This window comes from Brachybacterium sp. AOP25-B2-12 (genome assembly GCF_052378625.1).
GTDB lineage: Bacteria > Actinomycetota > Actinomycetes > Actinomycetales > Dermabacteraceae > Brachybacterium.
In genome coordinates this window covers 1-25,623 of the sequence record NZ_JBQSXW010000014.1, presented here as the reverse complement: position 1 = coordinate 25,623, position 25,623 = coordinate 1, and the positions used below count along the sequence as shown (strand labels likewise).

The window sequence follows — 25,623 nt, the reverse complement described above, 5'->3', positions numbered from 1 at the left end:
AACGGTGCGGAACAGGGGCAGCGCCCCGGCCCCGGAGGTGAAAGAGAGGTCGGGGCGCTGTACCCGCCAGGTGCACCACCCGCACCCGCCCACCAAGGGGGTTAGATGCGGCGGGCGAGCGGGAGGGCGGCGGCGGTGAACGCCTGCGCCTGCTGCCCCACGAGCAGGCGGGTCTCGCAGGAGGCTTGGATGGCGGATTGCTCGATCGCGGCGACGGCGGTGTCGAGCTCCTCGATCGTGGGGGCGGTCACGGCGATCAGGCCGGTGTAGCGCAGCACCCCGTGCCCGGCCGTGAGATCGGCTTCCTGGCGCAGCACGTCCTCGTATTCCGCGGTCTGGGAGGCGTCCTGGATCTGCCCGATCTTGGACCGCTGGTTCTGGTCCGAGATGTACTCGACTTTCTTCTTGCGGATGTCGCGCACGGCCTGGTCGGTTCTGAGTGGGGTGCAGATCAGCGAGATCGACCGCTGTATCCCCGTCGACAGGGCGACCGGGGCGAGGAAACCGGGGTACACCATCGCTCGCGGCCACTCGCTGATCCAGAGCACGGCGTGGTAGCCGGAGTCGGTGCGCAGCCGCTCCCAGGTCTCGGCAACAGCGACCGGGCCGGCGGTGGCGAGGTCTTGTCCGAGCTGGCCGTGGCGTTCCAGGGTGGGGCCGATCGCGGGATCGTAGGCGGTGCGCAGCATGACCGCGATCTCGCCCGTGGTGAGCCACGCCGACGGGGTGAGGTCCGCCGCTCGCAGCGCGGCGATGAGCGTGGTCATCTCCTGCCGGAGCACGTTCGCCGCACCGCGGATGTTGCCGCCTGCGGTGCGGATCTGCCGGGCCGCGGCCCGCATGTCCAGCGACAGGGACAGGCTCGTGGCGTGGCGTTCGCCTGCGGGTCCGGCGCGTTCGATGAGCTCGGCGTAGGTGGTCGAGGCCCACGACCCGTCGTGGCTGCCGTGCTCGGCCCACCATTCCGCAAGGCCCTGCCCGGAATCGGGCAGGGTGCGCTCCAGCACCTGCAACGCCGACACGCGTCCGGAGCGGCAGATCGTCGCCAGCACTCGCCCCCAGGCGGTGACGCGGCGGTGCTGCTCGGCCGGGTCGAGCAGCACGAACGCGGGATGGGTGACGGAGACGACGACGGTGAGGGTGTTGCTGGTGGGGTCGTGGATCATGCCCGCCCCGGTGTCGGGGTCGGTGTACTCGCGCAGCCGTGCCATGTCGCCGGGCAGGGCGAGGGTGCCCGCGGGCCTGGGGGTGGTGATGCGGCGCCGGTAGCGGAGCTGCCCGCCGGTGGTGCGCCACAGCCACCACGCGCAGACGGGTATCCATTCCACCAGCGCCCGCCCGCCGATCTTCACCCACACCAGGACGATCGCGGTCACCCAGATGGGGGCGGAGTAGGCGATGAGGATGCCGCCGCCGGCGTAGAGCGCCCCGATCAGGGACGCCCCGCCTGTGCCGAGGGCGATCATCTGCGACAGCGACAGGCCCAGGATCAGGCCGCGGCGGGTGAGGCGGGAGAACTTCACCGGCTCCAGCTCGCCGGCAGTCTTCGGATCGTCGGTGCGTGGCATGGTCTACTCCTTCCCGCCGGCAGGTCCCGGCTGCGGGTCGCTCGGGGTGTTCGGCATCGGCGGCGAGGCCGGAGGCGGCGTCCCACCGCCCGAACCGCCACCCATGCCGGGGCTGCTGCTGCCGGGATCGTTGGGGGTGCTGGTGTGCTCGGCGCCGCCGGCGGCAGCGTCGGCTTGCTGGCCGATCTCGGTGCCGGCTTTCGGGCCGGCCTCGGCGGATTCCTTGACCACGAGCGCTCCGGCGACCACCGGGGCGGCAGGCCCCGCCCCGGCCGCGGTCTCGGCGCCGGCCTCGGTGCCGGCCTCGGCGGTCGCGGTCTCCGTGCCGGCGGGCGGCCCGGACGGGACCGGCGGCGTCCCACCACCCCCGCTGTCGCTGCTGCTTGCGGTGTCGTCGCCGTCGCCGGAGCCTTGGAGGATCTTCTTGGGACCGTCGCCGCCGGGCTTGGACGGGATCGGCAGGGGCCGGTTCATCGCGGACTTCGCATCCTGCTCGGCGCCCATCGAGTTGTAGAGGTCGAAGCCGACGAACGAGATCAGCCGGTAGACCATGTACGGCGCGAACGCGGCGATGCCGAGCAGCACGATCCCGGCGATGGGCTCGGTCACCGCGGTCAGGCCCGCGTCGATGGGGGTGGCGATCTGGGTGATCGCGACGAGGAACACCACGACCAGGACGAGCTTGGAGACGATCAGGGCGATCAGGAACGTCGCCCATTTCCCGATCCACCCCTTGGTGACATCCCACGACGCGCCGGAGAGGGCGAGCGGGGCGAGGACGACGGTGACGAGGATCAGCGCCTTGCGGATCAGCAGCGAGAACCACACGATCCCGATCGCGGCGATCATCAGGCCGGCGAGGAAGATCCCGACGATCGCGCCCACGCCGGGGGCGGCGATGTTCAGGGTGTTCAGGGCGCCGGCGAGCAGGAGGAGCTGGTTGCCCATCGACTCGGTGGTCTCCCCGGCGGCCTGGATCAGGCCGATGCAGAGCTGGTCGACGATCTCCAGCAGCAGCGTGGTCAGCGTGACCACGACAAAGCTGCCGAGGATCGACTTGCCCGCCCCCAACGCCGCCCGCGAGAGGGCGGTCGGGTCGCGGTGGATCATCCCGGTGATGAGCTGGAGGAAGAAGAAGATCGCTATGATGAACAGCGCGATCCCGAACAGCAGGTTGTAGACCGAGAGGAACCCGTCCTGGCCGAGGTCGACCATCGTCGTGGTGTCAAAGACCTTCCACATGGTCTCCATCAGCCAGGACGCGGCTCCTGCCATCGAGGAGGCGAGCCAGTCGAACGGGGCCGCGATCAGGGACGCGGTGCCCTCGCCGACGGCGTCGCACACGGTGGAGATGACGGGGATGTCGCACACGCTCACGACCGGCCCCTCCTTTCACACACAGACAGAAGAAGGGGGCGGGTTAGACCTGCTGGCCGACGTTCCAGCCGAAGTTCACCAGCGCGACGGCGGCGCCGCAGATCACGGCCGCGCCGCAGGAGATCAGCAGGCCCGTCTTCCCCCGCCCGGCCAAGTGCGGGTTCGAGGAGTTCGAGCCGTACGCCCAGACCACGGCGCTGACAATCAGCGCGAGCACGGCGAGGATGAGGCCGACGGTCATCACCGCGCCGACGATGGTGCGCAGTTGCTCAATTCCCGGAAGCCCCGAGGAGTTGGGGTCGATGTCAATCACGATGAGTGCCCTTTCACGAGACGGCAGACAGTTCCGCTCGCCAGGTGCACCCGCCCCTCCCGCACGCAAGCGAACAGCCCGCCCCCGGCAGTTGCCAGGGACGGGCCGTGGAAGGGACGTCGGGGTGGGGTTAGAGCTGGTTGCCGAGGGCGATGAGCCAGTTCAGCCAGGTCACGCCGGCGCCGGCGAGGATCGCCCCGCCGAGGGAGACGAGCACCCCGATGCGGCCTTTCGCCGCGCCGCTGTAGTTGCCGGTCGCCGCGGCGATGGCCCAGCAGATCGCGGAGACCAGGAGCATCAGCACGGCGATCACGAGCACGAACATCAGCAGGGCGCCGGCGATCTCGCGTAGCCCGTCGATCCCCGACAGGCCCTCGAAGTCCGGGAACACGTCCATCATGCCCCACCGCCTTCGACGGTGATGTGCAGGTGGTCCTCGTGCCGGGTGGTGATGTCGGTGCCGTGCGTGTAGTCGCGCCACCCCTCGTCTGCGCGGGCGGGCGACCAGATCAGGTTCTGCCAGATCAGATACTCGATGCCGAGGGTCTCGGCGTGCTCCATCAGCCAGTCGGTGACCTCCCACCCGTACTCAAGCTGGCCTGGGGTCGGGTACTGGCCGATCGCGTTCCCGAACGCGACATCGCACGCCCGCCCGATCGGATGCTCGGATCTCTGGCCGGGGCGTGGCGAGTAGCACGCCCAGGTCGAGTCGGGGAACGCGGCCAGAGTCTGCTCGTAGACGCTGCGCATCCGCACCGTGATCTGCCCGTCGCTGGTCGGGTCGTCCACCAGCTCATCGCCGTCGCCCTCAACCGGCGACGGCTCACCCGGTGCTTCGTCTTCGGTATCGCATTCCTCAGCGGCGGGGGTGATGCCGGATTCTTCCAGGTCAGCCGCGTCGTGGTCGTTGAGCCAGGCGGCGGGGTCGATGTAGTCGCCGGTGGTGCCGCCGTCACGGACCTCGAAATGCAGATGCGGGCCCGTGGACATCCCCGAGGAGCCGACGTCGGCGATGTGCTGCCCGGCCCGGACCTGATCGCCGACGGCGACGTGGATGCCGTGCTGCCACATGTGGATGTACGCGGTCGCGACCTGGGCACCGTCGATGCGGTGCTCGATGACGACCTGCCCACCCCACTGCTCCGAGTACTCCGCGACGGTCACTTGCCCGTCGGCTGCGGCGAGGATGGGGGTCCCGTCCGGGGCGGCGAAGTCCGCGCCGGTATGGAAGGACTCCAGCTCCCCGGTGATCGGATGCGTCCTCGGCCCGAACGGGCTGGTCGCCACCCAGGTGCCCTCCGGCAGCGGGAACACCACCCGCCCCGACCCCGACTCGGCACGCTCCGCCGCCACAAGCGCCGGGGCGCGGGCGGGGCCGGCGGCGCCGCTGGCGGTCAGGGCGGCGAGGATGTCGTCGGCGACGGGCTCATAGTTGTCGTACCGCTCCGGGAACGCGCTCACTTCCACGCTCTGGGCGGCTTCGCCCTTGCCCATCTGCTCCCAGCCCGGAATGTCCAGCAGCCCCCGCGGGGAGCCGCCGTTGGGACCGTCCGGTCCGCCGTAGAACGCGGCAGCCTGGTAGTCGGGGTCCATGAGCTCGGCGACCGTGCCCCACCCGGCCTGCGGGCGCATCTGGAACAGGCCCAGGCTGTCGTTGTCCGACCCGTTGCCGTCGTGGGGGTAGTCGCCGCTGTCGGGGTAGACGCCGGTGTTGGCGAGCATCCGCATCCGCGACTCGGTCAGCGCCGCCATCAGCGCGATGATGATCCCATCCCGGCCCACCCCGTCAGTTGCCGATCCGGTCTCGATGATCGTGACGGCATGGGTGAGCTCCGCCCGTCCGAGCGTTATGGTCTCGCCGTTACGCGTGGTGGAGGTCAGCTCGTCGGGCACGTCCCCGACCCGCACCGTGTCGTCGCCGGGGGCGGCGCACGCGGTCGAGGCGGGGTTGACCAGCAGCCCGACCGAGACGAGGGTGAGCATCGGGCCGAGCAGGATCAGCACGGCCAGGATCGTGATGGCCTTGCGCATCGTCGCCTCCCTGCCTCAGCGCAGGGGCTGATCGAGGAAGGACAGCCGCAGCAGGTAACAGGACTGCTGGTCGGCGTTATCGGGCGGGCAGGTCAGGAAGATCGTGAACGCGACCTCGTGCTCACTCGTCGTCGGCTCGTCGTTCCAGACGCCCTGCCGGTGGCGGATGCCCTCGACCGTGTACGCGGTGGTGCCTGCGGGGAGCTGGCCCGGCTGGGCTTGGGATTGGGCCTGCGCCCACGCGTCGGGCACGAACACGTCGGTGATCTCCAGGTGCTGGGCCGTGGCGTACCGGCGCAGCTCGGCCCAGGTCTCACGACTGGGCAGGTAGCCGGCGATGTCGGAGGCGAGGCCTGCCTGCTCGACCCCGGTCGGGTCGGCCACGCCCATCAGCACGCTCGTGTAGTCCAGCGGCATCAACCCTGAGGCGGTGTCCCACGCGAACAACGCGGTCGCGACCTCACGGGCGAACTCCTCCGGATCATCGGTCTCGGCAATCTCCGGCAGTTCCCGCGACCCTTCACCCGACGGTGCAGGCGTCGCGGACGTGGGGCGGGGCGGCGCCTCGTCGGTGGTGCTGGTGGGTGGGCCGGTGAGGAGGCCGTAGACGCCGACGCCCACGACGGCCAGCACGACCGCCGCCAGCGCGGAGAGGAGGACGAGGCGGCGACGGGGACGGGAAGCATCTGTCGGGTTCATGCCCATCAGGTGCACCCCGCACGCACAGGTCCGCCCCCGGGACCCGCAGGCCCAGGGGCGGCAACAAACAGCAGAGACGGGTTAGAGGGCGCGGAGGTGCCGCACCCCACCCTCCGCCGCGTCTTCTTCGGTGGGGTCTGGTGCGGTGTGGCGGGCGTGGGTGAGGGCGGTGGCGAACTGGGTGGTGCCGTCGGCGACGGTCAGGAACATCTCGATCTGCTCCTCGGTGAGCTCGGCGGCGAGCAGGCCGGGGTCGTAGTGCGTCCACCAGTCCTCCAGCTCGCCCCAGATCACCAGGAACGACCGCGTCGTCCACACGCCCGCCACCGGCCGCACCGCCGGGGTGCTCTTGCGGCGGGGTGCGGCCTTCGCGCGGGCGAGCGCCTGCCGTGCGAGCTCATCCAAATCCACCCCCGCCTGGTTCGGGCTCTGGGTGAGGGCGCGGACCTCCTCGAAGATCGGATGCACCGGCGCTCCCGCCTGCACCCTCGCGAGCGCATCGGCGACCTGGGCGCGGACCTCCTCGGTGAGGTCCTCGCGGGTAGCGGCCTGCTCGATGGCCTCGATCTTGTCCAGCGTCCGGTACGAGGCGGCGCCGGGGATCATCGCCGCCGCCTGCTGCCGCGTCTCACCGGGCGGGGTGGACGGTGCCGGAAACTTTCCGCCACCGTCCTCACCTACGGTATCGGGTTGCCGGTCGGTGGAGAACCGGGAGGCCTCTTGCCGGTGGGCGGCGTCCTCGGCCAGCAGCGCCTTGAGCTCGCGATACAGCGACGCCGCTTCCAGCGGGGAGAGGTCCTTGTGCAGCAGGTTGTCGTCCTGCTCGGCGAGCAGGTGCCCGAGCCGATCCGAGATCCCCGACCGCACCCACACGTTCACCACCCGCCAGCCGAGCTGCTGGACCGCGGCGAGCCGCCGCCTGCCGCACACGAGCACCCCGTCAGGGGTGATCGTCGGCGGCTGCAGCAGCCCGTCGCGCTCGATCGACGCGGCCAGCGCGTCGATGTCGCCGAGGTCGGTGCGGTGGCGGGTGCCGATGGTGATCGAGGACACCGCCCGTTCCAGCTCGATGTGCCCGCTCATGCCCGTCCACCACCCTTGGGGGCCGAGAGCGCGACCGTGAGCACGAGGTCGTCGTCGCGCAGCAGCACCGGCAGGCTCTCACCGATCAGCAACCGGAGCAGAATGCCCCGCCCCGCCCGCGTCGCGGATACGCCGGGCATGTGGTTGCCGATCAGCACCCGCACCAGCGCCGACCACGACGCGCTCGGCACGTCCAGCATGGCGCGGGCGTGCTTGTCGCGGCGCAGCGACTCGAACGCCGACTGCCGGGACCCGGCACGGGCGACCATGCCGCAGATGTGCTCGACGCAGGAGCGTGCCATCTGCGGCGGCCACCCCAGCAGCGTCACGAACGCGATCGCGTCCTCCATCGCGCTCATCGCCGACGTCACCCCCAACGCCGCCTCGGACGCCGCATCATCCTCCCGCACGTCATCTTCATCGTCGTCGGTGAAGTTGAGGGCGGGGTCGGTGACCTGGAAGGCCTCGTGGTAGTCGTCCAGGCTGTTCTCGCGATCCGAGAGGCGCTCGGCGTCGTGGAACATCGTGTAGCGGTTCTTGCGGGCCTGATGCACCGAGCACAGCAGGCCTTGGCCGCGTTCCTCGGCCCAGCAGGTGCGCTGCACCGCGTGGGTGACCACCGCCCACGGATCGCACGCCTCGCGTGCCGAGCGGGTGCGCATCACCTCGAAGGCCGCGCTGACGGCCTCCCACGGATCAAGATGATGCTTCCTGGCAAGCGCGGCATACTTCTCGGCCGCGTACTGCATGAGCTCCGCAGCGGCCGGGTCGGTGCGCCAGGCACCGGGGCCTTCCTCGTGCAGCCGGGTCAGCAGAGCCCGCAGGCCCTCGCTGCTCGTGTAGTCCTCGCCGCCAGCCGCGGCGGTCATCGTGCGCGTCGTCATCACAGCACCTCCTGACAAGCAGGTGCACCACAGTCCCCACGGACAGCCGGCAGGCTACGGGTCTTGGGTTGGGTCGTCAGCATGATCGGTCACCCTCATTCCCGTCCCAGGCCCCGCGCCTCGAGCGCGGGCTCCTCACGCCCGAACGCCGACAACGGGGACAGCCGCTTCACGCCGGCGGCGACGTGCCGGGCTCCGGTGGCGATGCCCGAGCGGGCGCGACCGAACAGGTCGGCCTGGAGATCGATCCCGCGCCGGGAGAGATACCCGCTGCCACGGGAGACGAGATCGGATGCCCGCACCCAATCCACCCCACGAGCCGGCCGATCCAGGTCCAGTGCGTCTCCCGTTTGGGGGTTGCGGTCGACGTCGGCGGCCTGGATCGCCTCGGGCGCCATACTCGCCGACGGGTCCGGCCCCTCCCGCGGCTCGACAGTCGCCTCGGGCGGAGGTTGGTGGGATGGGTGGGGATGCTGATCGGCGTTCATGATGGTTCCTCCTCGCTCAGATCAGGTGGGATGCCGGCCCCCTGCGGGCCGGACGACTCAGACGGCTCTGGTGAGCCGGGCTCGGGTGGGCGGGGCAGCCATCGGCCCACGGTCGAGGGATGCACGTCCATCCGGGCGGCGATCTGCTTGTTCGACAAGCCCTCCGCCCGCAACCGCGCCGCCACCCCACGCCGCCCCTCACCACCCGCAACGAGTTCGACGGTCGCCGGCTCGGGCGCAACGGTCGCGGGCTCGACCGGCGCGAACGGGTCGGCATCCTCCACGAGACTCGGGTTCTCAAGCGGGGCTGCGTCGCGGACTGGCTCGGAGAGTGCTGGCTCCGGGTCGCTGACCGCCGGCGGGAGCTCAGGCCGCGAGGTTTCGGCTTGCGGGGTCTCGGCTCGCGGCGGCTCGACTGGCGACGGCTCGGGTACTGGGGCGTTGGTGTGGGCGGAGCGGATCAGGACGACCGTCAGATGCGTGCTGGCGAGCAGCACGAGGGGTGGCACGGCGGCGACGGTCGCAGCGAGCACACCGGGCACCGTCGCCTCCGCCGTGACCAGGGCGTGGGCGGCGTTCGCGGTGACCGAGACCAGAGCGCCGGCGATCAGCAGCGTCCACGGATACCAGGCCGCCCGGTGCCGGTCGAGGGCGACCACCGCGACGGTGGCGACCACGATCAGCCCATCCACCAGCAGCGGCCAGATCCACGCCTGCCCGTGGCCGATGCCCGAGCGCACCGCCAGATCAGCCAGCGCCGTGAAGCTCAGCCAGAACGCGCCCGCTCCGATCGCGACGGTGCCCGACGCCGCCGTGACGACCGCCCACCCCCGCGACTCGATCACCCGCATCACAACCCCCTGCCCGCAGAAGCCGGCGCCGGCAACTCCGAGACCCGGTCGGTGGCGTTCTGCTCGCTGCTGATCCGGGCGGGGCCGGAGGCGATAGTGCGATACGCCGAGTGCACGGTGCGAGTGATCTCCCGCTCCCCGAAGTCCGGCTGGGCGACCTGCACCAGCTCATCGACCGCATCCGCCACCGGCAGGCCCCCTTCGGCGAGGCGGCAGGAGACCCAGAACAGCTTCATATTCCGGTCCGTGTCCTGCCGGCCCAGCCACGACGCCAACCGCCGCGCATCCCGTGTCCCCACCCGCTTAGAGACCGGCCGCGAAGGACGGGGCGGCGGTGGCGGGGCGAGGAAGTCCCGCAAGCCCTGCGCGTCGACCGGACGCGTCGGGGCCGGACTGAGCGACGCGAGCCGGTACGGGCGGGTCTGGCCGTCGACCACACGGTGCGAGGGCGGGATCACGATGTAGCCGCGATCGCCCCGGAAATCGACACCCGCGTTGCCGGCCTGCCACGAGGGTTGCTCGGTCTCGGCGGCGGGATAGTAGGCGTGCAGGCCGCCGGTCGGTGAGCGCACCATCGCCTCCCACCCGGCCACCAGTCCGGCGCGGCGGGCCTGGCGGAACGCGGCGAACCCGTCCACGCCGTGCACGTCGATGTCCACCACCGACACCCCCGAGACACGCCCCGTCGGGACGGCGATGTTCGCTCCCGGCGTCTGCCGCCACCACGCCTCGACCTGGTGCGGGTCGGTGGTCGCGTCGTGGAAGCCGCGCCCCTGCCGGATCAGCGGGCTCTTCCCGCCCGGCGCGATCGGGAACACCGGCACCCCCGCCGCAGCCAGAGACCGCGCCGCCACCGGCAACGGCGCCTCCTCGCCGAGCGAGGCGAGCACATCGATCAGCGCGGAACGGGCAGCCATCACAACCCCCGACCCCCCGGCTCCAGCACGGTCAGCTCCGACTCCGCCTCCGCAACCTGAACGGTCGAGGGCGCAGTGCGGTGCTGCTCGCGGTCGGGCTGGCGACGCTCCGGAGCACGGTCCAGGCCCGGCGGGATACCGTCGGGCACCTGAGTCGTATCGAGACGGTCGAGCAGATCGAGTGCGGTCTTGCGGATACGCTCACCGGCAGCCTGCACCACCTCGACCGGCTCCTTGCCGTTCACATTCGCTGCCCATCCCGCGACGTACGGGATCGTGTACTCGCTGGTGTCCATTCCGTGGGCAGCGCCGATCATCAACGCCACCGATTCGGCTTCGACCTCACCGATCCCGCGATGCTGACGGGCGTCCTCCTGATCGGGGCCGTGCATCAGGACGTGGCCGAGCTCGTGCGCAAGGGTCTTCACCTGGGCGGCGTCGTCCATGTTCGTGCGGACGACGACCTGGCGGGTCTCGTAGTTCGTGACGCCGTTGGCGCCGTCGATCATGCCCTCATGCGGCACCCACAACAGCTCAAACCCCTCCGCCGTGACGCGCTCGGCCAGGCCCTCGCGCAACCCGGTGGGGGCCTCGCCCTGGAGGAGCTTCGGTGCGGGGCGCTCCGGGATCGGGTCGCCGCCGGTTTGGGAGACATCCCACACGTAGGCGGGCTTCGCACCCACCATCCGAGAGCGCACCGTCTCACCGGGCTTGGGCTTCTCACCCCGGTTCAGGCGTCGCCATGACATCGGATCGGCCGGGGTCGCTGACGCGAACTTCCCCGTCACGGGGGCGAGGATCTGGTACCCGGCCTGGCCTTTCTCGACTTGGCGGCCGAGCTGCTGCCACTGCTTATAGCCGGCGACGAGCGTGGGGAACGGGTCGGGCACCCGGCCTTGCTCGAACGCGGCCTGGTGCTGCTGCCAGATCAACAGCACATTGTTGAAGCTCCGCGAGCGGAACTTCGCCGCGAACGTGAGCGCTTCGGCCCAGTCCTCGCCCGTGACCAACTGCTCGACCGCAGACGTGAGCTTCTCGTGCAGCTCGTCGAGCCGTGCTTCCCGCTGCTGGCGGGCTTCCTCCCTCGTCGCCATCGTCGGCCTCCTTCCGGCAGACCAGCCGCGAGGTGGCGGCTGGCCCTGCACCAGCGAGGTGAGCCAGGAGCATCCGGCGAGTCAGACGGTCAGCGAACAATGAGGTCGGTAGGTTGGCCGTCAGGAACGCGGGCGGCACCTGACGTGGAACCACTGGACTACCAGCGCTGACGAACGAGTTGGGGCGATGACATCGAAGTCCGGTCGTACCCCGGACCGAGTGAGCATTTACCGGACCTGAGCGCTTCTGCCACGATGATCCGTGCAGACAGGGCGCATGGCGCGGTAGCGGCTCGGACTGAGCCCGATGTGCTCGGTGAACGCTTCCGTAGCCCGTGAACGGCTTGACCAGCCCACGCGCCTGCCCGCAGCCGCGACAGGAAGGTTGGTCTCGCGCAGCAGCCGGGCCATCTCCTGCACCCGAAGCATGGTGAGGTAGGCGATCGGGGTCTTCCCGAACGCCTCCGCGAACACCCGAGTCAATTGCTGCGGAGACAGCCGCACGGTCGAAGCCAGCTCTCGCAGCGTCCACGGATGGGCAGCGTCCTCGTGCAGGGCTTCGCGGGCCAGCAGAGCTTCACGGCGCACCGGCGCAAACCGCCTACTACGGGGCAATACCGGGCGGGAGCGTGCCCGCTGTAACGGCGTCAGCCGCACGGATGAGATGCGGATGTAGGGGGCAAGGATGTCGATGATAGCGAACCAGAGGGCCTGCAACCGGTTGAACCGCTCGGGGAAGCATCCCTCGATGCTCAGCGCGACCATCTCGTCCAGCCACGGCGTCACCATGCCCGACCTGTCCTGGCCTAGCCGCAGTATCTGGGCTGGCTCGGAGTAGACCTTCTCAGCGAATCCTTGCGCGTCGAGTCGATCGTGCAGGACCGTAGAATGCTGCCAGAAGAACTGATCCAAGGCGTAATCGGTATCGACGTAGATCGCAGTGAGGGTGACGTGTTCCTCGGGCTCGGTGCTGAACAGTACGTTCGGGCCGAGCAGGATCGCATCGCCCACGCTGACCGGTTGATGCCCGAACTCGCTGAATACGATCGCTGATCCTGACCGGATGAACGCAACCTTCAAGCAGTCGTAGACCATCGGCCCGACGGCCCGATGGATCGACCGCGTCCGAGCGACCAGAGGGATGTACCCACATGCACGACAGGAGTGCCCGGCAGCCTCCGGAACTGCCGGACACTCCTGCTGAGCTTCCTCTGGTCTGTCCACTAACCTCGATCGCTGGGTGCGTGTGCCGAACCGATGAACTCAGAGCCGGCCGTATCGGAGTCCGGTCGCTTCTTGGCCGGGATGAGTAGCGCCACGACCAAGCCGACGGCGATGATGACCGAGATCCCGGTCATGGCCGTGGTGAGCGTGAAGCCATCGATGGCTGACGTGAGGTTGATGAGCACCGCCAGGCCGATAGCGCCGCCGAGCTGCTGGCCAGCGGTGGCCATTCCGCTGGCTGTTCCCTGCTCGGCCTCGGGGGTGCCGGTGGTCGCGGTGGCGAACATGGTGGTAAAAACCACGCCCTGCCCGAGACTGAAGAGGGCCGCGAGTACGAACACGGTGATCCAGCTCGTCGAATCGTTGACGAGGAGCGCGAACGCGGCGACGCCGATCAGCCCGACGACTTGCCCCGACACCATCGCGGTACGGAGCCCGGCGCGGGTGGCGAGCCGCCCACCGACGTTGGTACCGATCAGCACACTGACGCAAGGGATGACGAAGGCAAGACCGGTGATGAGAGGGCTCAGGCCGCGGGTCTGCTGGAAGTAGAGAGTGAGGAAGTACGCGGTGGCACCGAACCCGGCCATGAACAGGAACGTGGAGCCGGTGCCGGTCGCCAGGTGCCGGTTAGTGAAGCGGCGGATATCCAGCAGCGGATCGCGGGTGCGACCCTCGACAATCAGCAGCACGATCGCGGCGACAATCCCGGCGACGAGGGCGATGAGCGTGGCGGGTGCAGCCCAACCGTTCTCTGCAGCGAAGGTGAAGCCCATCACGATCAAAATCGCTGCGGCGGTGGTCAGGATCGCTCCGGGAATATCGAGTCTGCGCACCGAGGGGCGGGTCTCATCGACGGGCACCGCCCGCAGCGCCAGCGTGAGCACGACTGCGACCAAGGGGATGTTGATGGCGAACACCGACCGCCATCCGAACATGTCGGTGAGGACACCGCCGAGGATCGAACCGAGCACCATGCCAGCCGAGCCGGCTGCACCCCAGATACCGAGCGCCTTGTTGCGGGCGGCACCCTCGGCGAACCCGACACTGAGCAGCGCTAGCGTCGAGGGTGCGAGGGCAGCACCGCCGAGACCCTGCACACCACGACCGAGGATGAGCATCCACTCGGAGACGGCGAACGTACCCAGCACCGAGCCGGCCGCGAACAGCGCCAGACCCGTGAAGAACATGCGCCGCCTGCCGATCGCATCGGTCAACCTGCCGCACAGTAGTAGGAACCCGCCGAACGCGATCGCGTAGGCGGAGATCACCCATTGCAGAGTCTCGGGTGAGAAACCGAGGCCGGCGATCTCGGGCAGGGCGACGAAGACGATGTTGTAGTCCAGGCCGATCAGTAGCTGCGCCGTCGCCAACGCGGTCAACAGCAGCGCTCCGGTGGCACTGCGCTGTTGTGGGGTGGTCATGGGCATCCTCCGAGTAGTACGAGTTGATAAGTTCCGAGTTAGAAGCATATGCTCCGAACTAGAACTATCACAACTCGGAAGAGTTGAGGTAGCCTGGTGTGCATGAGTGCATCGGAAGGCGGCGTTGAGCTGTGTGGCCTCGTGGCGCGGTTGAACCAGCGGCTCGACTCCCACATCCGTCGAGTGGCGGACACGCTGGGGATCACCGCGCCGCAGGCGATCGCCCTGCGCGAGCTCTCCGATCCGATGAAGCTCACCGAGCTTGCCGAGCGAATGAGTTGCGAGGCCTCGAATGCCGGCTACGTGATCGACCGCATGGAGAAGCAGGGCCTCGTTGAACGTCACCCGCATCCCAGCGATCGCCGGGCGAAGATACTCGCCCTCACCAGCTCTGGCGAGACCTGCCGAGCCAATGTGCTCGATGCGCTCTCGCAGGAGGCGCCCATCGACTCCCTCTCTGGGGAGGAACAGCACGCCCTTCTCGATCTGCTCCGGAAAGCGACGTCCTAGGTCCACCGTCACGTTGCGTACCGTCGGCGGGGCGGCATCGGCCCTCAGGTGTGCTCCCGGCCTACGCTGAGCGCACTGCACTGTCAGCGACCAGATGATCGTCGCCCGGCGCAGGTGCCCCACCGATCCCGATCCCGCCCAGAAGCGTTCCGTCGGCGGCGCGGATCGGGATGCCTCCCGGAACGGGTGTGATGGGGCGGTTCGGGCCAGCGGCGTGCGGAAGTCCGTGGATCGGCGGGCCCGGTGCAGTAAGTGGTTGGAGGTCGCTGGTCGAGGCGCCGATCGCGGCGGCGGTCCAGGCCTTCGCCTGCGCGGACAGCCCACTGGCGAGGGTGCTGCCGTCCTGTCTCGCGAACGCGACGAGGTTGCCGTGCCGGTCGATGACCGCGGCGCTGATGAGCCAGCCGTGCTCGGTAGCCGATGCCAGGGCAGCGTCGATGAGCTCTTGGGCGTGGTCCAAGGTGAGGTCGTCCATCGTGGGGTCTCCTTCGGGGCCGGGTCAGTAGTTGATGGGGTGGGAGTGCCAGGTGTCGGCTTCGCGGATCTTCGCTGCGAGCTCGTCGGCGCTGTAGTTGGTGATCCAGCCGGGGCTGCCGATCTGAATGCGCCAGCTCTGATCGAGCGGCCCGATGTTCACCGGGTCGAAGCCGAGTCGGTCGACCAGGGCCTCGACAGTCGCGGTGCTCTCGACGTGGTCGCCGGCGATCGCGATCCCGCGGCGATCCGGTGCTCCTGCGGGTCTGGCGTCTTTAGGGATGTCTGACCAGACGATGTGGTTGAACGCCTTGACGACCCGGCTATCCGAGTACAAGTCCTGCACGTAGGCAGAGCTCGCGACGCGGTCGCGTTCCAGCGCGTCGATGGTGCCGTCGCGCCAGGGCACGTAGTTCGTCGCATCGATGAGGATCTTGCGGGCCAGCGCGTCGCGGGGCAGATCGGCGATGGCGCTGAACGGCACCGCGACCAGCACCAGCTCGCCCTCTCTCGCCGCGTCCTCCGGGGTGCCGGGGGCCGCACCGAGCTCGTCGGCCAGTGCGCGCAGGCCGTCAGGTCCCCGGCGGCTGCCGAGGGTGACGGTGTACCCGGCTGCGGTGGCGACGCGGGCGACGGCGGTGCCGATGTGTCCGGCTCCGATGATTCCCAGATCAGTCATAGTCACAGTTCCTTTCGTAGGCGGGGTTATGCATGAGTGTCGGCAGGCTCGGTCTCCTGTGCGGGGCCGGTGGACTGGTGGCGTCCAGGGAGGAAGACCGCGACCGTGATCGCGGCGGCCAGGACGAGCACGCCGTTGACGGCGATAGCGACAGCAAGCCCGGTGGCCAGCGCCGAGGCGCCGGTCGCGGCGATGCCGTTGCCGGCGAGGGTTGCGGCGAGGACGGAGGCGATCAGCGGGGTGCCGAGCGCGAGGCCTACCTGCTGGCTGGTCGTGGTCAGCCCGGTCGCGAGCCCTTGCTCACTGTCGGGCAGGCCAGAGGTCGCGGTGACGGTGTAGCCGACGATCGTGCCGATGTGCCCGAGCGCCCCGATTACGATCCCGACCAGCACGATCACCCAGGAGGCACCGTGCGAGCCCGCGACGGCGATCACGAGCGTGCCAACGCCTTGGAACACGAGCGCGGTGACGACGAGGGCTTTCTGCCCGTAGCGGCCGATAATCTTCGGCGTGAAGTTCGCCGCGAAACCCCGGATGTCGAGACCGCATCACGGACCTCGACTCGCCGGGCTGAACACCTGCCAGGTGCACCAGATGCCGACCAGTGCCCACGAGCGAACCGGCCTCAGAACAGCGGCCGCTCCAGATCCCAGAAACCCGCGACAGCGCCCCTCGCCGTCAGCCTCCGCGCTCTTCGATCTCGCCGCTCCATAGGTCGCCACACGTCTTTCAAGAGAGGCCCGCCGCGTCAACCTAAGTTGACACCGTGGGTTTCGAGCCCGTCGCCGATGCGCGATGCCGACGGCTCACCTCGTCGGTATGACGGTCTCGATGCGCGTGATGTCGGCCGGGGACGGCTACGAATATCTGCTGCGTACCGTCGCGGCTGGCGACGGGAACCGGGATCTGTCGACGCCGTTGACGAGGTACTACACGGAGGAGGGAACTCCTCCGGGTTTCTGGATGGGGTCGGGCCTGCCGTTCCTCGGCGACGGCGAGCTCGCTGCTGGCGGGCAGGTCTCCGAGGCGCAGCTGCAACTGCTGGTCGGGATGGGCCGCGACCCGATCACAGGAGCCCCGCTGGGCGAGGCGTACCGGCAGTACGCGAGCGTGCAGGAGCGCGTCGAGAAGCGCGTCGCCGGCCTTGACCCGGAGCTCGGGCCGGTCTCCCACGCGGAGCAGGTCGAGGCGATCGAGGAGGAGGAAGCAGAGCGCGGCACGAGGCGTGCGGTCGCCGGCTACGACCTGACGTTCTCGGTGCCGAAGTCGCTGTCGGCGTTGTGGGGGGTTGCGGACGCGGGCACGCAATCGCTGATCGCGGACGCGCATCATCAGGCGGTTGCGGAGGTGGTTGCGTTTCTCGAACAGGAGGTTGCGACGACCCGCGTCGGTGCGGCCGGGCCGGAGGGCGCGGTCGCGCACGCCGATGTCGGCGGCGTCTTGGCGACCGCGTTCGACCACTACGACTCCCGCAGTTCCGACCCCCAGTTGCATACGCACGTCGTCGTGAGCAACAAGGTCCTGACCGTGCAGGATCAGAAATGGCGCACTCTCGCCGGGCGGCCCGTGCACGCCTCGATCGTTGCCCTGTCTGAGTTGTACAACGCGACGTTGGCCGACCGGATCACGGGCACGTTCGGCATCGCGTGGGAAGCGCGGGAGCGGGGTCGGGATCGGAACCCGGCGTGGGAGCTCGCACCGGTGCCGGAGGAGCTGGTGACGGAGTTCTCCTCTCGTACCCGCCAGATCGAGGAGGAGAAGATCCGCCTGATCGACGCCTACGTGCACAGGCACGGCCGCCAGCCGTCCTCGAAGACGGTCTTGAAGCTCCGGGCGCAGGCGACGCTCGCGACCCGGCCGGCGAAGCAGGTGCATTCGCTCGCGGACCTCACCGCCGACTGGCGGGACCGTGCCGGGACGGTGCTGGGAGAGGACGCGACCGGCTGGGCGCGCACCCTCACCAGCGCGCCGGAGAGAACGGCCCTGTTGCGGGCCGATGACGTGCCGCTGGACACGATCGCCGACCTCGGCCGTTCCGTGGTCGAGGTGGTGGGTGAGAAGCGGTCGACGTGGCGGCGCTGGAACCTGCACGCCGAGGCGTCCCGGCAGCTCATGGGCGTCCGGTTCGCGACCGCGGAGGATCGGGAGGCGATCACGGGGATGGTCACCGATGCCGCCGAGCAGGCCTCGCTCAGGCTGACGCCGCCGGAGCTGGCGTCGAGCCCGTTGTTGTTCCGCCGCCCGGACGGGTCGAGCCGCTTCCGCCACACCGGAGCGATCCTGTACTCGACCGAGGAGCTGCTGGCCGCCGAAGACCGCCTCCTCGACCGCTCCCACGCCATGAGCGGTCCGACGGTCGAACTCGCCACGATCGAGAAGATCACCGGCCGACCCGATATGGAGGGGCGCCGGCTCGGGCCGGATCAGGCTGAGGCGCTTACGCGGGTCGCGGTCTCCGGCCGGGTCGTGGACGTCTTGGTCGGCCCGGCGGGCGCGGGCAAGACCACGGCGATGAGCGCCTTGAAGCGGGCGTGGGAGAAGCAGCACGGGCACGGGTCGGTGATTGGACTGGCGCCGTCGGAGACGGCCGCGCAGGTGCTCGGCGAGGAGCTGGGCATCGCGACGGACAACACGGCCCGCTGGTGGCAGCTGCACCTCTTCCAAGGCCAAACGTTCGCGAAGGGCCAGCTCGTGATCCTCGACGAGGCATCGCTGGCCGGCACCGGCTCCCTCGACCGCATCACCGGCGTCGCTGAGCAGGCCGGTGCGAAAATCCTGCTGGTGGGCGACTTGTCGCAGTTGCAGTCCGTGGACGCGGGCGGGGCGTTCGGGATGCTCGTGCACGACCGGGACGATGCCCCGGAGCTGACCGACGTGCACCGGTTCTCCCACCGGTGGGAGAAGACGAACTCCCTGAACCTGCGCCACGGCCGCACGAGCGCGATCGACACCCTCATCCAGCACGGCCGGGTCCGCGGCGGGGAGCAGGAGGCGATGGTCGATGCCGCCTACGCCGCCTGGCGCCACGACACCCAGAAGGGTCGGGCCTCGGTCCTGGTCGCCGAGACGCGGGAGACGGTGACCCAGCTCAACGAGCGTGCCCGCGCCGACCTCATCCTCGACGGCACCATCACCCCCGGCCGCGAAGTCACCCTGCACGACGGCACCCAGGCGTCCAAGGGGGATCGGGTCATCACGCGGGAGAACGACCGGCGCTTGCGGTCGAAGAACGGGCGGACCTGGGTGCGCAACGGCGACCGGTGGGCGATCACCACGGTGGGCGAGGACGGGTCGATCACTGTCCGTCCCGACGGGCGCCGGTTCGGCGGGTCGATGGTGCTGCCCGCCGCGTATGTCGCTGAGCATGTCGAACTCGGATATGCGATCACCGGGCACCGCGCCCAGGGCGTCACGGTCGATACCGCGCACACGGTCGTGACGGCGACGACGACGCGGGAGAACTTCTACGTCGCGATGACCCGCGGCCGGCACGGGAACTACGCCTACGTCGCCACCGACACCACCGACGACGCGCACGTCGCCCCGCACCCCTCCGACAACCCCGACGCCACCGCCCGATCCGTGTTGTACGGGGTGCTCCAGCACGTCGGTGCCGAACTGTCCGCGCACGAGACCATCACCGCCGAACACGAACGCTGGGGGTCCATCGCCCAGCTGACGGCGGAGTACGAGACCATCGCCCAAGCCGGCCAGCGCGACCGCTGGGCCACCCTCCTCGAAACCTCCGGCCTCACCGAAGAACAGGTCGATCTCGTGCTCGGCTCCGACGCCTACGGTGCCCTGTCCGCGGAGCTGCGCCGCGCCGAGGCCAACCATCACGACCTCGACGCCCTGTTCCCGCGGCTCGTGGCGGCGCGAGGCTTTACCGATGCCGACGACATCGCCTCGGTCCTGCATCACCGCCTCGCCCGTGCCACCGCCCGCCCCGCCGGCTCCGGGCGCACCCGCCGGTCACCGCGGCTGATCGCCGGGCTCATCCCGTATGCCTCCGGCGTGACCGACCCCGAGATGCACCACGCCCTCACCGAACGCGAAGAGCTGATCGAACACCGCGCATCCGCGGTCCTCGACCGCGACCTGAACGAGCGAGAACCCTGGACGGCCGCGCTCGGAACCAAGCCCGCGGACGCACGTGCGGCGCAGCGGTGGCGACAGGCCGGGCGGGTCGTGGCCGCCTATCGCGACCGGTACCAGATCACCGACGACACCCCGCTCGGACCCGATGCGGGATCGGATGCGCAGAAGCTTGACGCCGCCCGCGCCACCGCAGCGCTCACCCGGGCGCAGCAGCTCAGCCGCCACACCCCCACCGAGCAGCCGGACCTCACCATGGAAGCCCGGCAGGACCGCTCCTTCTGACCCGCGGATCAGAAGGAGCGGCCGGGCCGGTTCTGATCGACGGCATTGAGATCGCGCGCGGCGCTCAGGCCCGTGGTTCGTGCCGGGGCCTGGCGTCGTCGGCCGCTGGTGAGGGTGGCGAGGTCGTGGTGGCCGGTGACGAGGGTAGCGGTGCCCTCGTTCAGGAGCAGATGCGTGCCGGTGCTCGCCGCGGACGTGACCGGGCCGGGCACCGCCCCAACCCCACGACCGAGAGCATGCGCTTCGCGGGCGACGTGCAGGGAGCCGGAGCGTGCCCCGGCTTCTACGATCACCGTCGCCGAGGACAGTGCCGCCAGGAGCCGGCCGCGGGCGAGGAACCGGTGCCGGGTCGGCGCCGACCCGGGCGGCATCTCACTCACCAGCAACCCCACATCGCCCACCCGTTCGAGCATGTCGCGATGCCCCGCCGGGTAGAGCCGATCCGGCCCGCCGGCCATCACCGCGATCGTCTGCCCACCACTACCCAGCACTGCGCGGTGGGCGGCGCCGTCGATACCGTACGCGCCGCCAGAGACCACGATCTGCTCCGCGTGCGACGCATCGCCGGCGAGCTCGCCGGCCACGTGATCGCCGTAACTCGTCGATGCCCGAGACCCGGTGACCGTCACCCGATCCTCCCGCCCGCTTGCGAGGAACGAGGTCGCCCCCTTCGCCCACAGCACGTACGGCGCACGATCGCCCAGCGCGTCCACCGAGACCGGCCAATGCGTATCGCCAGGGATCAGCGGCGCATACGACCCGTCCAGCAGCCCCGCCAGATCACCGCCGAGGCGGCCCCGTGAGACGAACTGCGCCGCGGTGTGGTGCAGGATCGACGCTTCCTCAGCCCGGACGCCGGGCATCGCCCCGCCCGCGTCGAGGAGCCGGAGGGTCTCGACGGCGCCTTCGCGGCGCAGCAGACGACCAACGGTGCGGTCGGCGGGCTCGATCATCATCGAGAGCATCACGCGGGCCGTCCGCTCATCAGAGGCATAGGCAGTCAGAGCAACCATGACCGGGTCCTTCCACTCACCAGGCACTACCAGCGCAGGTGCACCCGGCACCACGACGAGACCTTCCCTTTTCTCCCGACCCGCGCGTAAACTAGGAGGTGAAGCGCAGGCATTCCATCCGTAGAGTCCTTCGGGATCGCCCCTTCCGGGGCCACCACCAACACACCGCTTCTCGATCATTCGAACCGTGTTGAATGGAGGCCCACCGATGTTCCTCAGCGACCGCGTCCGACGCCGCTGGCACCAGAGCGAGAACACCGCACAGAACCTGGAACCGGCCCGCCGGCTCTTCCCGACGAACCGCATCCGCGATGCCGTCTACACCCGCCGCGGACTCAAATGGGGCGTTCCCGCGATGCTGCTCGCCGCCCCCTACATCGCAGCCGTCAAGCTCCTGACCGACCACATCGAGCAGGGCGGCCCGGGCTGGCTCCACCTGGTCGTCCTGCTGTGCGGATGGAACACGCTCAAGATGCTCTGGCTCGGGCCCGTCAGCCTCATCCTTCTCGCCCGGGCCCGGAGGCCGTCAGCAAGGATCGCCGCACACTCTGCCCGCAGGCCAGCAGGATGAGTCCGTCGCGCGGGTGCCGGTGACGGCGGTCTCAAGTCGTCATCTGAGCGAGGACCAGTGACAGTGGCCTCACGGCGCGGCGTGCACGGCGCGCCCCGGGGGTCGTGTCGGCGGTGGCACATAAGATGAGCGTGGAGGTCTAACTAGGAGGAGTGCGTCTGTGGTAGTGCGATACATGGGTACGAAGCGCCACATGGCCGACCATGTACGCGACGCAATCGCTGATCTCGGGCCGGTTGGCCGAGTAGTTGACCTCTTCTCGGGCATGGGCAGCGTAGCGGAAAGCCTGCAGGAGGCCGCGTCGGTCGTCACGAACGACGCCATGAGCTTCACGGCCGCCCTGTCACGTGCGCGTTTCAAGGGGGCCGATCGTGATACAAGTCCGGCGGAGGTGGTCGAGCGCCTGCGGGATGTGTTTGAGACCAGAACCCGAGAACTCGAACGCGAGCATAAGGCAGAGTTGAAGCGGGAAGCTGCAGCTCTGGATGGGTCTCGGGCAGATCTCCTCGACTACATGGGCAAGGCGCAGCACGTCGGAAACTCCAGCGCACGGCGTCGCGCGGCGCGGGTCGCGGCGCAGTCCAGTGGCTCCGATCACTACTCATTGGCGAGCTTGTATTTCTCTGCCGGATACCTCAGCCTCGGGCAAGCGATTCAGGTAGACGCCTTACGTGCCGCCATTGACGCAGACCCTCATATTGACGAGCGAGATTGGATGCTCGGTGCTTGGATTGCGGCGACATCGGTGTTGGTGAACGCTCCCGGTCACACTGCGCAGTTCCTGCGTCCAAACTCGAGCTCTGCGCACTCGCGAATTGTGCGAACCTGGAACAGGTCGATCTGGGAGGAATTTTCAGTAGCGCTTGACACTGTGTCGCAGGTTGGTTCCGAGGCGTGGCGACAGGACAATTCCGTGTACGTCGGTGATGCCCTTGACCTCGTGAGTGCCGGGGAGCTACGAGACATCGGCACGGTGTATGCGGATCCGCCATATACGAAGGATCAGTACAGTCGGTATTACCACATGTACGAGACGTTGTATCGATACGACTTCCCAGACTCAAGCGGCGCCGGTCGGAACCGATCAGATCGGTTCACCACCGGATTCTCATTGAAGTCTGCTGTTGTCGCATCGTTCCATGATCTATGCCGCAACGTGGCGCGGATGCGCGTCCCGCTGGTAATCAGCTACCCATCGGGCGGCCTCCTCGGCGACGCCGGGGAAAGCGTCTCAGAGATTGCCCGTCAGTACTTCGGCAACGTCCGAACGCTGTCCTACAACGCAAATCACTCAACCATGGGGGCCTCTACCGGGGCATCCAAGAAATCGGCAACGGAGAATCTCTATGTCTGTCTCGTCTGAAACAGAGGTGCAAAAGCCAGCCTCGCAGAACGTCACCGCTGAGCTCCGCGAGCTGAATGTCTCGGACGTGGTCCCCAATGAGCAGAACCCCCGCCTCGACTTCCCGCAAGACGAGCTCGATCGCCTCACTGACTCGATTGACCTTGAAGGCGTCCTCGTTCCCATTGTTGTGTACCCGAAAGGCGACAAGTTTGTGCTCGTCGATGGCGAGCGTCGATTCAGGTGTGCCCGGGACTTGGGCCACAGCAAGATCCCTGCGCTGATCACCAAAGAGCGTAGTGAGCGTGAAGTTCTGCAGCAGATGTTCAACATCCACCTCATTAGAGAACCCTGGCGCGACATCCCGACGGCAAAAGCCCTCCAGCGACTGTCCGACGAAATCAAAGAGTCCAATGGCCAGGAACCCAATGACAGTGAGATGCGTGATCTCACGGGACTATCCATCGAGCGAGTAAGACAACTCCGCTACGTCGTCACGCTTCCCGAGCAATGGCAGACGTACATTCGGGACGAGACGATCCCGCTCAACTTCTTCTGGGAACTTAAGAAGAACGTCATCGACGCTCTGCGCAACAACCGACCAGCCATTCTGGACGAGTACGGCGAAGATCGAGTCAGTGGCGCGTTTGTGCAGAAGCGGCTCGACCAGGTAATCACCGATACCGTGAGCTTGCGCAAGGTCTCCCCGATCATCAAATTCGCCGCGCAAGACGCCGAGAGCAACGGAACGGGCAACTCAACGCTCGATAATTCAATCCGCGAGCTCATCGAGAAGCCCGAAGCCACGATCGATGACGCCTACGAAGAGACCGTCCAGATGATGGTCGAGGTCGATAAGCTGGGACGCCGAACCTCCACCATGGTTGCCGTGTTTGCCCGTCTCCTGACTAAAACGGCAAATACCCCGGACCATGACGAGGTGGTTCGTCTTGGACGCGATCTCATTCAGCAGGTCTCAGCGTTGATCAGTGCGGATGAGCACAACAACGGCAATTGAGGGCGAACTCGTGGAAGAGATCGTCGAAGAACCATCCCGAGGCAGACCTGTAGGTGTCGCCGACGTAGAGGAAGCCGCCGCACGCATCTTCGCGAGCACCTCGGGTCGCGACTGGGCTGCAGATACTGAACTCGATCTCGGCGCTAAGCGCTGGAAGCCGAGCGCTGTGTCGGATGATGGGGCACGGCTCCTCTATGTCTTTCTACAAGAGGAACTCCCAAGATACGTTCGCGAACGTCTCAAACTCGCGGCCGAGCGTGGGATCCGGCCAACATTGGCACTGAACCTCCCCTCGTTGTTCAAGTCGGACATTGTTGAGCTTCTCGTGAGCGTGGATGCCGACGTGATCGTCCTCGATGACTACGTTGAGTCGAGACAGCTCGACCCCAGGTCCGTGCTAGTTGTGTTGGCCGACGTCGAAGTGCCGGTCTCACCTGACCTCCGGCGGAGCGTCGCGAAAACAGTATGGTCGCGAATCAGTGACGGTACGTCGCAAGAAAAAGGGCGACGACTCGAAGCGCTTCTCGCATTCACCTTTGCACAGATACGGGACCTGAAGGTCGTCGAACGCAACTACCGAACTGAGACTGAAGAGATTGATCTCGTACTTCAGATTGATAACTTCAGTACACGCGTGTGGCAGAAGTCGGGGGTTCCCTTTATTCTTGTTGAGGCGAAGAATAGGTCTGACAAGGCATCGCAGCCGATGGTTTCGACTCTGATCACTAAGCTTCAAACAAAGCGCGGTACCTCACGAATCGCGGTTCTCGTGTCGCTGGCGGGTTTCACTGATGATGCTCGGATGCAGGAGCTACGTTTTTCGACGCAGGATCTGTGCGTAGTGATGATTGACCGAGCACAACTGGAAATCCTGCTCGCGGCCGACGATGTGGACGGTGAGTTCGAGAGACTCGTGCGCCAGGCGCTGCTGCGGTAGAGCGAGAAACGCGCGAAGCTGACTCTCTTGAAGAGCGTCCTCCTGCTTACCGAATGCGGCCGTGCGCATCTCTCAGCGGGATTCCCGCTTGGATCAGATGTGTACGCACCGTTCCGCCATTGAACCCGAGCCGGGCACCCACCCGGGCCAGCGACTCGCCCTGCTCATAGTGGCGGGCCATCTCAAGCACCTGTTCAGGCGACGGAGACTTGCGACGGATCACGACCCCACGCTCGCTCAGTCGATCCGTGAGACGCCGCCTGCTCACGCCCAGATCTTTCGCGACCTGGCGCAACGTCTCGCCGCTGCCATACTTGTGCTCCGCCTCGTCTAGCATCTCCGCCGTCAATCGTGGCACCGGGACAGGCCGCCGCTCCGCGAACCCCTGAGTGACTGCTGGCTGGCGTCGACTACGGACAGCCTCATGCGATGAGACCGCCAACCGCAGGGCCGGGGCAAGGTTCGAGCACTGTCGCGCTACCTCCACAAGTGCCCTGAGCCGCGATCCCCTCCATGGAGGAGGTCGCGGCCTTCTGTCGTGCTGCGCTGCACCGATGTCGGCATCTGCTCCCCTCGAGACGAGGCGACCGGTCGAGAGCGGCGGTCTCCTGTGCCCACTGCGCGACCTGACCGCGCGCCGTCCAAGACGCCATCGTTCGCCGCAAGAGGGACGCATTCGACACCTTCGCCTCGTCGGATTGTGGCGCCTGCATCACTGCTTCTTGGGACCAGGACGAATCACTAGG

24 protein-coding genes are annotated in these 25,623 nt (G+C 68.2%); 6 read left to right on the top strand and 18 right to left on the bottom strand.

The window, feature by feature from the left end:
- Positions 1–101 precede the first annotated feature (101 nt).
- The 14 genes from ACT3TZ_RS10965 to ACT3TZ_RS10900 all read right to left on the bottom strand — a co-directional run bounded on the left by ACT3TZ_RS10965 (position 102) and on the right by ACT3TZ_RS10900 (position 13,953).
- Positions 102–1,568 (bottom strand): SCO6880 family protein, encoded by a 1,467-nt coding sequence (locus ACT3TZ_RS10965; RefSeq protein ID WP_444583459.1) that lies wholly within the window; start codon positions 1,566–1,568, stop codon positions 102–104.
- A gap of 3 nt (positions 1,569–1,571) precedes the next feature.
- Complete coding sequence (locus ACT3TZ_RS10960) at positions 1,572–2,945, bottom strand: conjugal transfer protein TrbL (RefSeq protein WP_444583458.1); 1,374 nt, start codon at positions 2,943–2,945, stop codon at positions 1,572–1,574.
- A 43-nt stretch (positions 2,946–2,988) separates the two neighbouring features.
- The gene (locus tag ACT3TZ_RS10955) at positions 2,989–3,258 is read right to left on the bottom strand and encodes a DUF6112 family protein (protein ID WP_444583457.1); all 270 of its coding nucleotides are present in this window, start codon (positions 3,256–3,258) and stop codon (positions 2,989–2,991) included.
- Between the two features lie 130 nt (positions 3,259–3,388).
- Positions 3,389–3,655 (bottom strand): DUF6112 family protein, encoded by a 267-nt coding sequence (locus ACT3TZ_RS10950; RefSeq protein ID WP_444583522.1) that lies wholly within the window; start codon positions 3,653–3,655, stop codon positions 3,389–3,391.
- The gene (locus ACT3TZ_RS10945) at positions 3,655–5,289 is read right to left on the bottom strand and encodes a M23 family metallopeptidase (protein WP_444583456.1); all 1,635 of its coding nucleotides are present in this window, start codon (positions 5,287–5,289) and stop codon (positions 3,655–3,657) included. Before ACT3TZ_RS10945 ends, ACT3TZ_RS10950 begins: the two co-directional genes overlap by 1 nt.
- Before the next feature lie 15 nt (positions 5,290–5,304).
- Positions 5,305–5,988: a hypothetical protein gene (locus ACT3TZ_RS10940; protein WP_444583455.1), complete on the bottom strand. Its 684-nt coding sequence runs from the start codon at positions 5,986–5,988 to the stop codon at positions 5,305–5,307.
- Positions 5,989–6,069: 81 nt separating this feature from the next.
- Positions 6,070–7,071 (bottom strand): ParB N-terminal domain-containing protein, encoded by a 1,002-nt coding sequence (locus ACT3TZ_RS10935; protein WP_444583454.1) that lies wholly within the window; start codon positions 7,069–7,071, stop codon positions 6,070–6,072.
- Positions 7,068–7,955 carry a hypothetical protein gene (locus tag ACT3TZ_RS10930; RefSeq protein WP_444583453.1) on the bottom strand — a complete coding sequence of 296 codons (888 nt, stop codon included), beginning with the start codon at positions 7,953–7,955 and terminating at the stop codon, positions 7,068–7,070. Before ACT3TZ_RS10930 ends, ACT3TZ_RS10935 begins: the two co-directional genes overlap by 4 nt.
- A gap of 95 nt (positions 7,956–8,050) precedes the next feature.
- Positions 8,051–8,443 (bottom strand): hypothetical protein, encoded by a 393-nt coding sequence (locus ACT3TZ_RS10925; RefSeq protein ID WP_444583452.1) that lies wholly within the window; start codon positions 8,441–8,443, stop codon positions 8,051–8,053.
- Positions 8,440–9,294 carry a DUF2637 domain-containing protein gene (locus ACT3TZ_RS10920; protein ID WP_444583451.1) on the bottom strand — a complete coding sequence of 285 codons (855 nt, stop codon included), beginning with the start codon at positions 9,292–9,294 and terminating at the stop codon, positions 8,440–8,442. The genes ACT3TZ_RS10925 and ACT3TZ_RS10920 overlap by 4 nt, the downstream gene beginning before the upstream one ends.
- A complete protein-coding gene (locus ACT3TZ_RS10915) occupies positions 9,294–10,211 on the bottom strand; it encodes a bifunctional DNA primase/polymerase (protein WP_444583450.1) in 918 nt (305 codons plus the stop codon). Before ACT3TZ_RS10915 ends, ACT3TZ_RS10920 begins: the two co-directional genes overlap by 1 nt.
- Positions 10,211–11,305, bottom strand: a complete 1,095-nt coding sequence (locus ACT3TZ_RS10910) for an ArdC-like ssDNA-binding domain-containing protein (RefSeq protein ID WP_444583449.1) — start codon at positions 11,303–11,305, stop codon at positions 10,211–10,213. Before ACT3TZ_RS10910 ends, ACT3TZ_RS10915 begins: the two co-directional genes overlap by 1 nt.
- 228 nt (positions 11,306–11,533) lie before the next feature.
- Positions 11,534–12,400 (bottom strand): helix-turn-helix transcriptional regulator, encoded by an 867-nt coding sequence (locus tag ACT3TZ_RS10905; protein WP_444583448.1) that lies wholly within the window; start codon positions 12,398–12,400, stop codon positions 11,534–11,536.
- A gap of 128 nt (positions 12,401–12,528) precedes the next feature.
- Positions 12,529–13,953, bottom strand: coding sequence for an MFS transporter (locus ACT3TZ_RS10900; protein ID WP_444583447.1), 1,425 nt, complete (start codon positions 13,951–13,953; stop codon positions 12,529–12,531).
- Between the two features lie 102 nt (positions 13,954–14,055).
- Here ACT3TZ_RS10900 and ACT3TZ_RS10895 point away from each other — a divergent pair, with 102 nt between their 5' ends.
- A complete protein-coding gene (locus tag ACT3TZ_RS10895; RefSeq protein ID WP_444583446.1) occupies positions 14,056–14,463 on the top strand; it encodes a MarR family winged helix-turn-helix transcriptional regulator in 408 nt (135 codons plus the stop codon).
- A gap of 61 nt (positions 14,464–14,524) precedes the next feature.
- On the opposite strand, the gene ACT3TZ_RS10890 is transcribed toward ACT3TZ_RS10895, so the two are convergent.
- The 3 genes from ACT3TZ_RS10890 to ACT3TZ_RS10880 are packed head-to-tail and all read right to left on the bottom strand — an operon-like array spanning position 14,525 to position 16,050.
- Positions 14,525–14,938, bottom strand: a complete 414-nt coding sequence (locus ACT3TZ_RS10890; protein WP_444583445.1) for a GlcG/HbpS family heme-binding protein — start codon at positions 14,936–14,938, stop codon at positions 14,525–14,527.
- Between the two features lie 24 nt (positions 14,939–14,962).
- A complete protein-coding gene (locus ACT3TZ_RS10885; RefSeq protein ID WP_444583444.1) occupies positions 14,963–15,616 on the bottom strand; it encodes an NADPH-dependent F420 reductase in 654 nt (217 codons plus the stop codon).
- Positions 15,617–15,642: 26 nt separating this feature from the next.
- Positions 15,643–16,050, bottom strand: coding sequence for a hypothetical protein (locus tag ACT3TZ_RS10880; protein WP_444583443.1), 408 nt, complete (start codon positions 16,048–16,050; stop codon positions 15,643–15,645).
- A 385-nt stretch (positions 16,051–16,435) separates the two neighbouring features.
- Here ACT3TZ_RS10880 and mobF point away from each other — a divergent pair, with 385 nt between their 5' ends.
- Positions 16,436–19,996 (top strand): MobF family relaxase, encoded by a 3,561-nt coding sequence (mobF, locus tag ACT3TZ_RS10875; RefSeq protein ID WP_444583442.1) that lies wholly within the window; start codon positions 16,436–16,438, stop codon positions 19,994–19,996.
- Positions 19,997–20,004: 8 nt separating this feature from the next.
- Here mobF and ACT3TZ_RS10870 read toward each other — a convergent pair whose 3' ends face one another.
- On the bottom strand, positions 20,005–21,009 hold the full coding sequence (locus ACT3TZ_RS10870; protein ID WP_444583441.1) for a DNA-processing protein DprA: 1,005 nt from the start codon (positions 21,007–21,009) through the stop codon (positions 20,005–20,007).
- A 208-nt stretch (positions 21,010–21,217) separates the two neighbouring features.
- On the opposite strand from ACT3TZ_RS10870, the gene ACT3TZ_RS10865 reads away from it, so the two are divergent.
- The 4 genes from ACT3TZ_RS10865 to ACT3TZ_RS10850 all read left to right on the top strand — a co-directional run bounded on the left by ACT3TZ_RS10865 (position 21,218) and on the right by ACT3TZ_RS10850 (position 24,877).
- Complete coding sequence (locus ACT3TZ_RS10865; protein WP_444583440.1) at positions 21,218–21,580, top strand: hypothetical protein; 363 nt, start codon at positions 21,218–21,220, stop codon at positions 21,578–21,580.
- 193 nt (positions 21,581–21,773) lie between these two features.
- Positions 21,774–22,943, top strand: coding sequence for a DNA adenine methylase (locus tag ACT3TZ_RS10860; protein WP_444583439.1), 1,170 nt, complete (start codon positions 21,774–21,776; stop codon positions 22,941–22,943).
- Positions 22,927–23,940, top strand: a complete 1,014-nt coding sequence (locus ACT3TZ_RS10855; RefSeq protein WP_444583438.1) for a ParB/RepB/Spo0J family partition protein — start codon at positions 22,927–22,929, stop codon at positions 23,938–23,940. The genes ACT3TZ_RS10860 and ACT3TZ_RS10855 overlap by 17 nt, the downstream gene beginning before the upstream one ends.
- On the top strand, positions 23,918–24,877 hold the full coding sequence (locus tag ACT3TZ_RS10850) for a restriction endonuclease (protein WP_444583437.1): 960 nt from the start codon (positions 23,918–23,920) through the stop codon (positions 24,875–24,877). The genes ACT3TZ_RS10855 and ACT3TZ_RS10850 overlap by 23 nt, the downstream gene beginning before the upstream one ends.
- Positions 24,878–25,623: the final 746 nt, after the last annotated feature.

Excerpts from the sequence above, each read along its gene's own strand:
- ACT3TZ_RS10925 (WP_444583452.1), bottom strand. The coding sequence starts at position 8,443 with ATGAACGCCGATCAGCATCCCCACCCATCCCACCAACCTCCGCCCGAG.
- ACT3TZ_RS10905 (WP_444583448.1), bottom strand. The coding sequence starts at position 12,400 with ATGGTCTACGACTGCTTGAAGGTTGCGTTCATCCGGTCAGGATCAGCG.
- ACT3TZ_RS10850 (WP_444583437.1), top strand. The coding sequence starts at position 23,918 with ATGAGCACAACAACGGCAATTGAGGGCGAACTCGTGGAAGAGATCGTC.
- ACT3TZ_RS10890 (WP_444583445.1), bottom strand. The coding sequence starts at position 14,938 with ATGGACGACCTCACCTTGGACCACGCCCAAGAGCTCATCGACGCTGCC.
- ACT3TZ_RS10855 (WP_444583438.1), top strand. The coding sequence starts at position 22,927 with ATGTCTGTCTCGTCTGAAACAGAGGTGCAAAAGCCAGCCTCGCAGAAC.
- ACT3TZ_RS10885 (WP_444583444.1), bottom strand. The coding sequence starts at position 15,616 with ATGACTGATCTGGGAATCATCGGAGCCGGACACATCGGCACCGCCGTC.
- ACT3TZ_RS10965 (WP_444583459.1), bottom strand. The coding sequence starts at position 1,568 with ATGCCACGCACCGACGATCCGAAGACTGCCGGCGAGCTGGAGCCGGTG.
- ACT3TZ_RS10860 (WP_444583439.1), top strand. The coding sequence starts at position 21,774 with ATGGCCGACCATGTACGCGACGCAATCGCTGATCTCGGGCCGGTTGGC.
- ACT3TZ_RS10915 (WP_444583450.1), bottom strand. The coding sequence starts at position 10,211 with ATGGCTGCCCGTTCCGCGCTGATCGATGTGCTCGCCTCGCTCGGCGAG.
- ACT3TZ_RS10950 (WP_444583522.1), bottom strand. The coding sequence starts at position 3,655 with ATGGACGTGTTCCCGGACTTCGAGGGCCTGTCGGGGATCGACGGGCTA.
- ACT3TZ_RS10940 (WP_444583455.1), bottom strand. The coding sequence starts at position 5,988 with ATGAACCCGACAGATGCTTCCCGTCCCCGTCGCCGCCTCGTCCTCCTC.
- ACT3TZ_RS10930 (WP_444583453.1), bottom strand. The coding sequence starts at position 7,955 with ATGACGACGCGCACGATGACCGCCGCGGCTGGCGGCGAGGACTACACG.
- mobF (WP_444583442.1), top strand. The coding sequence starts at position 16,436 with ATGACGGTCTCGATGCGCGTGATGTCGGCCGGGGACGGCTACGAATAT.
- ACT3TZ_RS10870 (WP_444583441.1), bottom strand. The coding sequence starts at position 21,009 with ATGGTTGCTCTGACTGCCTATGCCTCTGATGAGCGGACGGCCCGCGTG.
- ACT3TZ_RS10895 (WP_444583446.1), top strand. The coding sequence starts at position 14,056 with ATGAGTGCATCGGAAGGCGGCGTTGAGCTGTGTGGCCTCGTGGCGCGG.
- ACT3TZ_RS10935 (WP_444583454.1), bottom strand. The coding sequence starts at position 7,071 with ATGAGCGGGCACATCGAGCTGGAACGGGCGGTGTCCTCGATCACCATC.
- ACT3TZ_RS10900 (WP_444583447.1), bottom strand. The coding sequence starts at position 13,953 with ATGACCACCCCACAACAGCGCAGTGCCACCGGAGCGCTGCTGTTGACC.
- ACT3TZ_RS10920 (WP_444583451.1), bottom strand. The coding sequence starts at position 9,294 with ATGCGGGTGATCGAGTCGCGGGGGTGGGCGGTCGTCACGGCGGCGTCG.
- ACT3TZ_RS10865 (WP_444583440.1), top strand. The coding sequence starts at position 21,218 with ATGTTCCTCAGCGACCGCGTCCGACGCCGCTGGCACCAGAGCGAGAAC.
- ACT3TZ_RS10945 (WP_444583456.1), bottom strand. The coding sequence starts at position 5,289 with ATGCGCAAGGCCATCACGATCCTGGCCGTGCTGATCCTGCTCGGCCCG.
- ACT3TZ_RS10910 (WP_444583449.1), bottom strand. The coding sequence starts at position 11,305 with ATGGCGACGAGGGAGGAAGCCCGCCAGCAGCGGGAAGCACGGCTCGAC.